Source organism: Stenotrophomonas maltophilia, assembly GCF_900186865.1.
Lineage (GTDB): Bacteria > Pseudomonadota > Gammaproteobacteria > Xanthomonadales > Xanthomonadaceae > Stenotrophomonas > Stenotrophomonas maltophilia.
The window spans coordinates 1,708,515-1,720,021 of record NZ_LT906480.1 but is presented as its reverse complement, the minus strand read 5'-3'; the positions used below and the strand labels follow the sequence as shown (position 1 = coordinate 1,720,021).

Annotated in this window: 9 protein-coding genes and 3 tRNA genes; 7 read left to right on the top strand and 5 right to left on the bottom strand. The window is 66.4% G+C overall.

From position 1 onward, the window contains the following. Positions 1–60: 60 nt before the first annotated feature. Both CKW06_RS08235 and CKW06_RS08230 read left to right on the top strand, forming a co-directional pair. Positions 61–145, top strand: a tRNA-Leu gene (locus tag CKW06_RS08235). A gap of 205 nt (positions 146–350) precedes the next feature. Then, a tRNA-Leu gene (locus CKW06_RS08230) sits at positions 351–435 on the top strand. 56 nt (positions 436–491) lie between these two features. Here the strand turns inward: CKW06_RS08230 and CKW06_RS08225 are convergent. After that, the gene (locus CKW06_RS08225) at positions 492–1,238 is read right to left on the bottom strand and encodes a sulfite exporter TauE/SafE family protein (RefSeq protein ID WP_024957859.1); all 747 of its coding nucleotides are present in this window, start codon (positions 1,236–1,238) and stop codon (positions 492–494) included. A gap of 99 nt (positions 1,239–1,337) precedes the next feature. Here CKW06_RS08225 and CKW06_RS08220 point away from each other — a divergent pair, with 99 nt between their 5' ends. From CKW06_RS08220 to CKW06_RS08210, 3 genes are all read left to right on the top strand, one after another. Beyond that, entirely contained in the window at positions 1,338–2,237 is a 900-nt protein-coding gene (locus tag CKW06_RS08220) for a LysR family transcriptional regulator (RefSeq protein WP_024957858.1), read from the top strand. A gap of 50 nt (positions 2,238–2,287) precedes the next feature. Next, positions 2,288–2,372, top strand: a tRNA-Leu gene (locus CKW06_RS08215). Between the two features lie 324 nt (positions 2,373–2,696). After that, positions 2,697–2,975 (top strand): hypothetical protein, encoded by a 279-nt coding sequence (locus CKW06_RS08210; protein WP_024957857.1) that lies wholly within the window; start codon positions 2,697–2,699, stop codon positions 2,973–2,975. 111 nt (positions 2,976–3,086) lie between these two features. Here the strand turns inward: CKW06_RS08210 and emrB are convergent, their stop codons facing one another. From emrB to emrR, 4 genes are read right to left on the bottom strand one after another with little or no spacing between them, the layout of a single operon-like run. Continuing rightward, positions 3,087–4,673 (bottom strand): multidrug efflux MFS transporter permease subunit EmrB, encoded by a 1,587-nt coding sequence (emrB, locus tag CKW06_RS08205; RefSeq protein WP_024957856.1) that lies wholly within the window; start codon positions 4,671–4,673, stop codon positions 3,087–3,089. Between the two features lie 7 nt (positions 4,674–4,680). Continuing rightward, complete coding sequence (gene emrA / locus CKW06_RS08200; protein WP_005408768.1) at positions 4,681–5,862, bottom strand: multidrug efflux MFS transporter periplasmic adaptor subunit EmrA; 1,182 nt, start codon at positions 5,860–5,862, stop codon at positions 4,681–4,683. An 11-nt stretch (positions 5,863–5,873) separates the two neighbouring features. Beyond that, on the bottom strand, positions 5,874–7,367 hold the full coding sequence (emrC, locus tag CKW06_RS08195) for a multidrug efflux transporter outer membrane subunit EmrC (RefSeq protein ID WP_024957855.1): 1,494 nt from the start codon (positions 7,365–7,367) through the stop codon (positions 5,874–5,876). Further along, positions 7,364–7,807 carry a multidrug efflux system transcriptional regulator EmrR gene (gene emrR, locus CKW06_RS08190; RefSeq protein WP_005408766.1) on the bottom strand — a complete coding sequence of 148 codons (444 nt, stop codon included), beginning with the start codon at positions 7,805–7,807 and terminating at the stop codon, positions 7,364–7,366. Before emrR ends, emrC begins: the two co-directional genes overlap by 4 nt. A gap of 172 nt (positions 7,808–7,979) precedes the next feature. On the opposite strand from emrR, the gene CKW06_RS08185 reads away from it, so the two are divergent. Both CKW06_RS08185 and parC read left to right on the top strand, forming a co-directional pair. After that, positions 7,980–8,861 carry a helix-turn-helix domain-containing protein gene (locus tag CKW06_RS08185; protein WP_005408765.1) on the top strand — a complete coding sequence of 294 codons (882 nt, stop codon included), beginning with the start codon at positions 7,980–7,982 and terminating at the stop codon, positions 8,859–8,861. Positions 8,862–8,920: 59 nt separating this feature from the next. Continuing rightward, a complete protein-coding gene (parC, locus tag CKW06_RS08180; RefSeq protein WP_024957854.1) occupies positions 8,921–11,164 on the top strand; it encodes a DNA topoisomerase IV subunit A in 2,244 nt (747 codons plus the stop codon). Positions 11,165–11,507: the final 343 nt, after the last annotated feature.

Below are 11,507 nucleotides of genomic sequence, written 5' to 3'. Positions count from 1 at the left end.
AAATATTCAGGAAGTCGTTGACAGCCTGCGGATTCATCTTCACAATTGCGCCTCTGGAACGCCCAGGTGGCGGAATTGGTAGACGCACTAGTTTCAGGTACTAGCGGGTAAAACCGTGGAGGTTCGAGTCCTCTCCTGGGCACCAACGAAAAAACTCCTCGCTTCGGCGGGGATTTTTTTTGCCTGCAATCCAGCAACGGGGCCGAATTCCTTTCCGAAGGAAAGCGCTCCGACCCCAAGCGAGTGAGATGGGGTCAGAGCCCGCTCCGCACCCGAAACGAGGTCCGACACCGGATCCAGAAAAAGTGTTGACACCCCCGTAACAACACCCCATAATCTCGCTCCTCGACGCCCAGGTGGCGGAATTGGTAGACGCACTAGTTTCAGGTACTAGCGGGTAAAACCGTGGAGGTTCGAGTCCTCTCCTGGGCACCACGTCGAGAATGAGAAAAACCCGCGAGAGCGGGTTTTTTCATGCCCGGAATCCGGCATCAGAGCAGCGGCCGCAGCACCAGTTCCAGCCCGAGCAGCAGCAGGAAACCCAGGAAGCAGCCCCGGAACACCCGCGCACTGATGCGCTGCCGGATCACCTGCCCCAGCCACATGCCCAGCAATGCCGGCAGCACCGCCAGCGCACTCAGCCCCAGCTGCTGGATGCCGAATGCGCCGTGCAGCACCAGGCCGGCGGTCAGCGAAATCGTTGACACCGTGAACGCCAGCCCCAGCGCCTGCACCAGCTCCTCGCGCTGCAACCCCAGCGACTGCAGGTACGGCACCGCCGGCATCACGAACACGCCGGTGGCGCCGGTCACCACGCCCGACAACGCACCCACCAGCGGCCCCAGCCAACGCTCGCGCCGCTGCTGCACGCGGAACACCGGCGCAAGCAACGCATAGGCGGCATAGACCACCAATGCCACGCCCAGCGCAACGCGCGACCAAGTGCGATCGACCCGCATCAGCAGCGCCGCCGAGCCCAGCGTCACCACCACCACGGCCAGCATCATCGGCCACAGGCGCCGCACGATGCGGTCCAGTGACGGCCCGGACAACAGCTGCCACGCATTGGTGACGAAAGTGGGAATGAACAGCATCGACGCGGCCGACACCGGCGACAGCGTGCTGCCCAGCAGCCCCATCGCCACCGTCGGCAACCCCATCCCAGTCACACCCTTGACCACACCGGCCAGCACGAACACCACCACCAGCAGCACGTAGAAGTAGATCGATTCATTCATGCCTTCATTGGATCGGCCGGCCGCTCGGCGCACAATGCGGTGTTTCCGGCCTTGCCTTCGGCTGATCCGAAGGCGCAGCCGTTGCGATGAGGGCATCACATGCGGATGGATATCGCCGACCTGCGCCTGTTCCTGGCGATTGCCGAGGCGGGCAGCATCACGGCCGGCGCAGCGCAGGCAAACCTGGCACTGGCGTCGGCCAGCGAACGCCTGCGCACGATCGAAGCCGATGCCGGCACCGCGTTGTTGAACCGGCACCCCCGCGGCGTCAGCCTGACCGAAGCCGGCGCCGCCCTCGCCCACCATGCACGATTGATCCTGCAGCAGCAGGCGCAGCTGCGCGGTGAACTGCAGGCGTTCGCGCACGGCGCGCGCGGCACACTGCATCTGTATGCCAACACCGCAGCACTGACCAACTACCTGCCTTCGCGGCTGGCACCGTGGCTGGCCGAACGCCCGCGCCTGCACGTGGAACTGCTGGAGCGCACCAGCCCCGAAGTCGTGCGTGCGATCAACGCTGGCCAGGCCGAAGCCGGCATCATCAGTGATGCGGTCGACGCTGCCGGCCTGCAGCAGCACGTGGTCGCCGAAGATCCACTGGTGATGCTGCTGCCCGCAGACCACCGGTTCGCATCGCGGCGCAGCGTGGCCTTCGCCGATGTTGCCGGCGAGACCTTCGTCGCGCTGGCCGACGGCAATGCACTGCAGGCCTACATCGAAGACCAGGCACGCGACATCGGGCGACGCCTGGACGTGCGCATCCGCATGAAGACCTTCGAAGGCGTGTGCATCATGGTCGGCCACGGCATTGGTGTCGGCATCGTGCCGCGCACCATCGCCCGCCATCATCGACGCAATACCCGTACTGTTGCGGTTCCGCTTGCAGATGCGTGGGCACAGCGCCGCCTGTGCGCCTGTTTCGCCGGATGGGCGCAGCTGTCACCGGCGATGCGCAGCCTGCTGCTTCACCTGGGCGTGCAGCCGCAGAAAAATGTGTGAAATGTTGTTGACACACTCTCTGCCGTCCCGCACAATTCATCTCCTGAGTCGCCCAGGTGGCGGAATTGGTAGACGCACTAGTTTCAGGTACTAGCGGGTAAAACCGTGGAGGTTCGAGTCCTCTCCTGGGCACCACGACTCAAGATGATCAAACCCGCGAAAGCGGGTTTTTTCGTTTCCGGGGTTTGGCGATCCTGGCATCGCAACCGCCACTCGGACTGTCGTATCTCGCACCGTCCGGGCGTCGTCTGCGGGTGCATACCTCCTCCTGGCGCGTCGTCACCAGACCTTGAACGGCCCCCTTTTGGGGCGCATTTCACGTTCCCCGTTCAATTCGTACTTTTCCTAGTCGAGATCCACCCGATTCCTTTTCGGTGGGAGGCAGATTTGCGGGAGCCGGTTGCAGGTGTATCGCCACGACCTGACCAGCGCCCCTCCTCTCCCCCAAAGGACGCACCAATGCAGCGCAGCATCATCTGCCCACACTGCCATACCGGCTCGAACCACGGCGTAAGCGTATGCGTGGGATGCCAGGCCGAGGTCCACTACGGCGCATCAAAGGAGGCCGTAATGCTTGTCTTTGTCGCCGCCATCATCTGCGGCGCACTTGTCGGCAGCCGATTTCAGGCCACTGCCGGCTGGCTCGCATGCGGCGCCGTACTTGTGGCGGGGATCTGGGCCATTTCCCGATGGTCTTCCGACCGGGTGGTGTTCAAACGCGTCTATCGCACGCGCTGAACCTGCGCCGTTGCACCACCCCGAGGGCAATGCCCGCGCGACCAGCGTCGCCCCAACAAAAACCCCGCCTCGCGGCGGGGTCAAAATACAGCACGGTGTTTCCAGGGAGTTTCAGTGTCCACCACCGGCGGCTGCACCCGCACCTGCGCCGAATGGCGGCTTGGCCAGCCACAGGAACGTAATGATCGCCAGGAAAATCCAGCCCAGCAGGAAGAAGATGTCGTTGAAGCCCATCTGCGATGCCTGGTGGTTGATCATGTTGTTCAGTACCGCTGCGCCGTGCTGCAGGTCGCCCTGCCCCATCGCCGTGACCTGGTCCTGCATGCCCGGCTGATAGGCCGAGATATGCTCGGTCAGGTCGGCATGGTGCACCTGGGTGCGCCGCGCCCACAGCCACGTCGTCAGCGACGCCGCGAAACTGCCACCCAGCGTACGCAGGAACGTGGCCAGGCCGGAGCCCGCCGCGATCTCGCGTCCATCCAGGTCCGACAGCAGGATCTGCAGCACCGGCATGAAGAACAGCGCGACGCCGATGCCCATGATCAGCTGTACGCCGGCCACGTGCATGTAGTCCACCTGCAGGTTGAAGTTCGATCGCAGGAAGCTGGTCATCGACAACACGATGAACGCGACCGTGGCCAGCATGCGCATATCGAAGCGCGACGCATACTTGCCCACGAACGGGGTCATGATCACCGGCAGGATGCCGATCGGCGCCGTCGCCAGGCCCGCCCAGATCGCGGTGTAGCCCATGTCACGCTGCAGCCACTGCGGGATCAGCAGCGCCACGCTGAAGAACGCCGCGTAGGCCACCACCATCGCCAGCGTACCGGCGCGGAAGTTGCGGTGCCGGAACAGCTTCAGGTCAACGATCGGATCCTTGTCGGTCAGCTCCCAGATCAGGAACACCGTCAGCGTCACCACCGCTACGCAGGCCAGCACCACGATCTTCATCGACGAGAACCAGTCCTCGTCGTTGCCCAGGTCGAGGACCAGCTGAAGCGCACCGACGCCGATCACCAGGGTGACCAGGCCGACGTAGTCCATCTTCGGCTTCTCGATCTGCTCCGGTCGCCCCTTCAGCTGGTTGCCGACCACCAGCGCAGCGAAGATGCCCAGCGGCACGTTGATCAGGAAGATCCACTCCCAGCTGTAGTTGTCGGTGATCCAGCCACCGAGGATCGGGCCACAGATCGGCGCAACCACCGTGATCATCGCCAGCAGTGCCAATGCCTGCCCGCGTTTCTCGCGCGGATAGATCGAGACCAGCAGCGACTGCGTGATCGGGTACATCGGGCCGGCAACGAACCCCTGCAGCGCACGCGACAGCACCAGCATGCCCATGCTCTGCGCCAGGCCGCACAGCAGCGAGGTGATGACGAAGGCCAGCGTGGCCCAGACGAACAGCTTGCGTTCGCCGAAACGGCGGCTGAGCCAGCCGGTCAGCGGCAGCGCGATGGCCGTGCTGACCGCGAACGAGGTGATGACCCAGGTCGCCTGCTGCGAACTGGCGCCGAGATTGCCGGCGATGGTCGGCAGCGAGACGTTGGCGATGGTGGTGTCGAGCACCTGCATGAACGAGGCCATCGCCAGGCCCACAGTGCACAGTGCGACGCTGGGCGGCACGAACCCGGAGGCCGCACCCGGCGCCGCCGGTGCGCCCGGAGCGCCGGGCGCGGCTGGAGCTTGTGCGGACATGGCGACCTCAGCCCACCTTCGCCTGCTGCTGCGGCAGGTTGCCCTGGATGATCGTGTGGATCACCTCGTCGGCATCATGCAGCTGCTTGGCATACACGTCGGTGTCGAACACCGTGCCCTTGGCCGGAGTGCTCGGCAGCACTTCGCCCTTCTGGTCGCGCAGGCTCACTTCAGCCTTCATCGACAGGCCGATGCGCAGCGGGTGTTCGGCCAGCTGCTTGGCATCGATGGCGATGCGCACCGGCACGCGCTGCACGATCTTGATCCAGTTGCCGCTGGCGTTCTGCGCCGGCAGCAGCGAGAACGCGGAGCCGGTGCCCAGGCCCAGGCTCTGGATGCGGCCCTTGTACTTCACGTCACCGGCGTACAGGTCCGACTTCAGCTCCACTTCCTGGCCCAGGCGCATGTGGCGCAGCTGGGTTTCCTTGAAGTTGGCCTCGACCCACATCTGCTCGGTCGGCACCACGGCCATCAGGGCATTGCCCGGCTGCACGCGCTGGCCGACCTGCACCGAACGACGGGCGACGTAGCCGGTGACCGGCGCGACGATGCCGGCGCGGGCGTTGTTGAGGAAGGCCTGGCGCAGCTGCGCGGCGGCGGCCTGCACGTCCGGCTGGGTGGCGATCACGGTGTCGTCGACCAGCGCGCGGTTGCGCTCGACGGTCTCGCGCGAGCCGGCCACGGCCGCTTCGGCGGCAGCCAGCTCGTCACGGGCGTGGGCCAGTTCTTCGTTGGAGATGGCGCCGGTGGCGGCCAGGTCCTTGCGGCGGGCGAAGTCTTCGCGCACGCGCTTCAGGGTCACCTGGCGGGCGTTCAAGTCCGCCTGGGCGCCTTCCACGCTGCGGTACAGACCACGGGTCTGGCGTACCGTCTTGGCCAGGTTGGCTTCGGCCTGCTGCAGTGCCACCGCGGTGTCGGACGGGTCCAGCTGCACCAGCAGCTGGCCGCGCTCCACGCGCATGCCGTCATCGGCGTTGATGGCGACCACGGTACCGGCCACCAGCGGGGTGATCTGCACCTGGTTGCCCTGCACGTAGGCATCGTCGGTCTCTTCGAACCAACGGCCGAACATGAAGTACCACAGCGCCAGTGCAGCAAGCAGCAGCACGACGATCACGAACAGGCCGCGCAGCAGGTTGCCGCGGCGGTTGGGGGCGGCCGGGGCCGCGGTGTCTTGGGTCTGGCTCATGGCGGGCGTCTTCAGGAATGCGAGGAATCGGAATGGGAGGCGATCGGTGCGCGGTCGGCGTCAGCGGGCTGGAAACCACCGCCCAGCGCCTTGCTCAGGCGCACCGAGGACTGCACCTGCTGCGACTGCAGGCCGGCCAGCTGCTGCTGCGACTGCAGCAGGGTGGACTGCGCGGTCAGCACGTCCAGATAGCTGCCGATGCCGGCGCGGTAACGCTGCTGGGCCAGGTCGAAGGCCGAGCGTGCGGTATCCACCGCCTGCAGCTGCGAGTGCGCCTGCTGCGCCAGCGAGCGCACCGCGTTGACCTGGTCGGCGACGTCGCGCAGTGCGTCGAGCACGGTCTGGTTGTAGTTGGCCACCGCCAGGTCGTACTGCGCATCGGTGTTGGCCAGGTTGGCGCGCAGCTTGCCACCTTCGAAGATCGGCAGGCTCAGCGCCGGGCCGATGTAGGCGAAGGTGGAGCTGCTCTTCAGCAGGTCACCCACGTTCGGGGCGACCACGCCGGCCAGCGCGGTCAGGTTGAAGCTCGGGTAGAACCTGGTCTTGGCAACCTTGATCTGCTTGTCGGCCGCTTCAACGCGCCAGCGTGCGGCCACGATGTCGGGCCGACGGCCCAGCAGTTCGCTGGGCAGCACGCCCGGCAGCTGCAGCGCCAGCGGGTTCAGCGGCTGCGGGCGCTGGATCGACAGGCCACGGTCCGGGCCCTTGCCGACCAGCGCGGCCAGTGCGGTGCGCGCCGCATCGATCCGCTGCTGCGCAGCCTGCACCTGCTGCTGGGCGGCCGGCACGCGGGCCTCGGCCTGGCGCACCTGCAGATCGCTGTCGATGCCGGCGCGGCGGCGCTGGCGGGTCAGTTCCAGCGACTTCTGCGAGCGGGCCAGTTCTTCTTCGGCCACATCATTGAGCTGCCACGCATAGGCGAGGTTGGCGTAGGCCTGGGTGATGCCGGTGGACAGGTTCAGGCGTGCGGCCTGGGCCTCGACGGTGGCCGCATGCGCGCCATCCACGGCCGCTTCCCAGGCGGCGCGCTTGCCGCCCCACAGGTCCACGCCATAGCTGAAGTCGAAGGCGACCTGGCTGCTGCCGGCGTAATGGCCACCGATCTCGCTGCCTGCCATCGACTCAGGCAGGCGCAGCCCGGTATAGCCACCGGACACCGACAGGCTGGGCAGCTCATCGGCACGTGCGGTGCCGACCTGGGCCTGGGCCTGGCGCAGGCGCGCGTCGGCGGCGTCCAGGCTCGGGTGGCCGGCCAGGCCCTCGGCGACCAGCGCGTCCAGCTGCGCATCGCCCAGCGCCTTCCACCAGTCCTGCGCCGGGAAGCCGGTGGCGCTCAGGTCGGTGTCGGCCAGGGTGCGTTCGCTGTGCAGGCTGTCCACGTCAAGCACGTGGCCCTGCGGGTTGAGGCCACGACTGCTGGCGCAGGCGGCCAGGGCCAGGGCCAGCGCTGACACCAGCAGCGCGCGCCCGGACCGGCGGAGAGTGGAATGCGGGATCGGGTTCATGGGGTCGTCAGGGAATCGCGGATTCGGGTAAGGAGGGACAGCAGCAGCGTGCGCTCGTCGGCGGAAAGATCACGCAGGGCGTAATCCATCACCGCGTCGCCACGCAGCTTCAACCGCGCCCACAATGCGCGGCCTTCATCGGTCAGCACGATCTGCAGCGCACGCCGGTCCTGCGCATGCGGTTCGCGGCGGACGCAGCCCAGTGCCTCGAGCTTGTCCAGCAGGCGGGTGACTGCGCTGGGTACCTGGTCGATGGCCTGGGCCAGTTCGTTGGCCGTGCACGGGGCCATGTGCGAGAGCACCTTCAACCCGATGTAGTGGGTGAAGCCGATACCCAGGTCTTCTTCAGCCATGGACGCGTCGAGTTGCCGGACCAGGCCGTCGCGCACCTGGCGCAGCAGCAGGCCGAAACTGGGGGGAGTGGTTGCAGGACAGATCATGGGGGAGCATTCTCTTCCAAAGAAAATATTTCTCAATGGAAATATTCGATCTGGCATCGAATGCTGTGTTGCAGCAGTAGGCTGGATCAATGAAGGCGCCTACCTTAATGATCTGGTCAGGTGGCCCGGTAGTACAATTCAGCCAATGGATGACACATTTCAGCCAGCGGACATGATGAACAAGGCAGAAATTCCCGCTCCCAAGCGCCTGCTCAGGGACGACGCACTGGATTGGTTCGAGCGCAACGATGGCCCACCGGTGGTCGCTTTCCGCTTTGACAGCCCGCAGGGGCTGGTCCGGGAGGTGGACTGGCACCACCACCAGCGCGCCCAGCTGATCTGTGTCGAGCGTGGCCTGCTGACCACCCGCACCTCGCACGGGACGTGGTCGCTGGCGCCGGGTTCGGCCGGCTGGATGCCGCCGCTGGAGCCGCATACGGTGACCCTGGACGGTCCGCTGCGCGGCTGGGGCATGGCGCTGGCCGCGCCGGCCTGCGCCACCCTGCCCGCCGATCCCTGCGTACTGGGCCTGTCCAAGCTGGCGCAGGCGCTGGCCGACCGCATCTGCGAATGGCCGCTGGGCTATGACACCACGCCTGAGCGCCAGCACATCATCGAGGTGCTGCTGGACGAGATCCGCACCGCGCCGCGCCAGCGCATGCACCTGCCGATGCCGCACGACCGGCGCCTGCTGAAGATCGCCTCGCAGCTGCTGGCCGACCCATCCGACGAGCGCAGCCTGGCCGAATGGGCGCATTGGGCCGGCCTGTCGCCGCGCAGCCTGACCCGTCACTTCCGCGACGAGACCACGCTCAGCTTCGCCCAGTGGCGGCAACAGGCCCGCCTGTCCGAAGCCCTGCGCCAGCTGACCGATGGCCGCAGCGTGGCCGACATCGCCCATGCACTGGGCTTCAGCAGCGCCAGTGCCTTCGTCACCGTGTTCCGCCGCCACTTCGGGCTGCCACCGGGGCGCTATCTGGCGCGGGCCGGGCATGGCCTCGAAACCGGGCTGGACCCTGCACGTGGCTTGGCATCCCCCGCCGCATCCGGATAATCACAGGATTGCGAGCGGCGACCGCCGTCGCCGCCTCCCGACATAGGTAACAACGCCGCATGACCGAACTTGCCCGCCCCGTGTTCCACGGATTCGAACAACTGCCGCTGCGCGAGTACGCCGAACGCGCCTACCTCGACTACTCGATGTACGTGGTCCTGGACCGCGCCCTGCCGTTCATCGGCGACGGCCTGAAGCCGGTGCAGCGCCGCATCATCTATTCGATGAGCGAGCTGGGCCTGAATGCCGCGTCCAAGCCGAAGAAGTCCGCGCGCACCGTCGGTGACGTCATCGGTAAGTACCACCCGCACGGCGACAGCGCGTGCTACGAGGCGCTGGTGCTGATGGCGCAGCCGTTCTCGTACCGCTACCCGCTGATCGAGGGCCAGGGCAACTTCGGCTCCAGCGATGACCCGAAGTCGTTCGCGGCCATGCGTTACACCGAATCCAAGCTGACCCCGATCGCCGAAGTACTGCTGGGCGAACTGGGCCAGGGCACCACCGACTGGGCACCGAACTTCGACGGCACCCTGCAGGAACCGACCTGGATGCCAGCGCGGCTGCCGCACCTGCTGCTGAACGGCACCACCGGCATCGCCGTGGGCATGGCCACCGACGTGCCGCCGCACAATCTCAACGAGATCGTCAGCGCACTGCTGCACCTGCTGGACAACCCCGATGCGACCGTGCGCGACCTGTGCGAGCACGTGCAGGGCCCGGACTACCCGTCCAGCGCCGAGATCATCACCGCCGCCAACGATCTGCGGAACATCTACGAGACCGGCAACGGCAGCGTGCGTGCGCGTGCGACCTTCAACAAGGAAGCCAACAACATCGTGGTGACGGCGCTGCCGTTCCAGGTGTCGCCGTCGAAGGTGATCGAGCAGATCGCCGCGCAGATGCGCGCCAAGAAGCTGCCGTGGCTGGAAGACATCCGCGACGAATCCGACCACGCCAACCCGGTGCGCGTGGTGCTGGTGCCACGTTCCAACCGCGTCGACGCCGACCAGCTGATGGGCCACCTGTTCGCGACCACGGACCTGGAGCGCAGCTACCGCGTCAACCTCAACGTGATCGGGCTGGACGGCCGTCCGCAGGTGAAGAACCTGAAGATGCTGCTCAGCGAATGGCTGACCTTCCGCAGCAACACCGTCACCCGCCGCCTGCAGCACCGCCTGCAGAAGGTCGAGCGCCGCCTGCACCTGCTGGAAGGCCTGCTGGTCGCCTTCCTCAACCTGGACGAGGTGATCCACATCATCCGTACCGAGGACGAACCGAAGGCGGCGCTGATCGCGCGCTTCGGCCTGTCCGAGGAACAGGCCGAGTACATCCTGGAAACCAAGCTGAAGCAGCTGGCCCGCCTGGAGGAGATGAAGATCCGCGGCGAGCAGGACGAGCTGGCCAAGGAACGCGAGAAGATCCTCGGCATCCTCGACAGCAAGGCCAAGCTGAAGAAGCTGATCCGCGACGAACTGACGGCCGACGCCAAGAAGTTCGGCGACGCGCGCCGTTCGCCGCTGGTGCAGCGCCAGGCCGCGCAGGCCATCGACGAGACCGAGCTGGTGCCGAGCGAGCCGATGACCGTGGTGCTGTCGGAAAAGGGCTGGATCCGTGCCGCCAAGGGCCATGACGTCGATGCGTCCGCCCTCTCCTACCGCGACGGTGATGCCCTGCAGGGCGCGGTGCGTGCGCGCAGCACCCAGCAGGTCGCATTCCTCGACAGCGAGGGCCGCGCCTACTCGACGCCGGTACATACCCTGCCCTCCGCGCGTGGCAATGGCGAACCGCTGACCGGCCGCTTCTCGCCGGCTCCCGGTACCAGCTTCGTGACCTTGGCCAGCGCCGAGCCGGATGCCCGCTTCGTGCTGGCCTCCAGCCATGGCTACGGCTTCGTCACCCGCTTCGAGAACCTGATCGGTCGCAACAAGGCCGGCAAGGCGATGCTGAACCTGTCGTCCGGCTCGTCGGTGCTCACCCCGTCGATGGTCGCCAACGTGGCCACCGACCGCATCGTGGCGGTGACCAGTTCCGGCAACCTGCTGGCGATCGCCGCCAACGACCTGCCGGAACTGGACAAGGGCAAGGGCAACAAGATCATCGAGATCCCGAAGGCCAAGCTCGCCACTGAACGCGTGGTCGCCATCGTGGCGATCAGCCCGGGGCAGACCCTGCAGGTGCGCAGCGGTCAGCGCACGATGGGGCTGAAGTTCAACGAGCTCGACGCCTACCTCGGCGCCCGCGCCACCCGCGGCCACCTGCTGCCGCGCGGCTGGCAGAAGGTGGAAGGGTTGTCGGTGGAATAAGGGCTGGGCCCTGCCCCTGGCGGGTGTCAACCTTGGTTGAGGTGGGTGTCAACCTTGGTTGACACGCATTACCCCCGGCAAACGCCAACCTCGGTTGGCGTTTTCGATCCCAATGGGGTCAGAGCCGTTTTCGTTGAAAACGGATCCGACCCCGGACACGAAAAAGCCGGGGAATTCCCCGGCTTTTTCGTTGTCGGCTGGCGGGCGATGGAGCAGCTGGCTGGCGAAGGCTGGCTGGCGGTGCTCCGGTGCTGGCGGGCGACATTGCTTTGTGCCCCTGGTAGAGCCGACCGCTGGTCGGCTGCCTTTTGCTCCTGGTAGAGCCGACTGTCAGTCGGCTGCT

Excerpts from the sequence above, each read along its gene's own strand:
- CKW06_RS08185 (WP_005408765.1), top strand. The coding sequence starts at position 7,980 with ATGATGAACAAGGCAGAAATTCCCGCTCCCAAGCGCCTGCTCAGGGAC.
- parC (WP_024957854.1), top strand. The coding sequence starts at position 8,921 with ATGACCGAACTTGCCCGCCCCGTGTTCCACGGATTCGAACAACTGCCG.
- CKW06_RS08225 (WP_024957859.1), bottom strand. The coding sequence starts at position 1,238 with ATGAATGAATCGATCTACTTCTACGTGCTGCTGGTGGTGGTGTTCGTG.
- CKW06_RS08220 (WP_024957858.1), top strand. The coding sequence starts at position 1,338 with ATGCGGATGGATATCGCCGACCTGCGCCTGTTCCTGGCGATTGCCGAG.
- emrC (WP_024957855.1), bottom strand. The coding sequence starts at position 7,367 with ATGAACCCGATCCCGCATTCCACTCTCCGCCGGTCCGGGCGCGCGCTG.
- emrR (WP_005408766.1), bottom strand. The coding sequence starts at position 7,807 with ATGATCTGTCCTGCAACCACTCCCCCCAGTTTCGGCCTGCTGCTGCGC.
- emrB (WP_024957856.1), bottom strand. The coding sequence starts at position 4,673 with ATGTCCGCACAAGCTCCAGCCGCGCCCGGCGCTCCGGGCGCACCGGCG.
- emrA (WP_005408768.1), bottom strand. The coding sequence starts at position 5,862 with ATGAGCCAGACCCAAGACACCGCGGCCCCGGCCGCCCCCAACCGCCGC.
- CKW06_RS08210 (WP_024957857.1), top strand. The coding sequence starts at position 2,697 with ATGCAGCGCAGCATCATCTGCCCACACTGCCATACCGGCTCGAACCAC.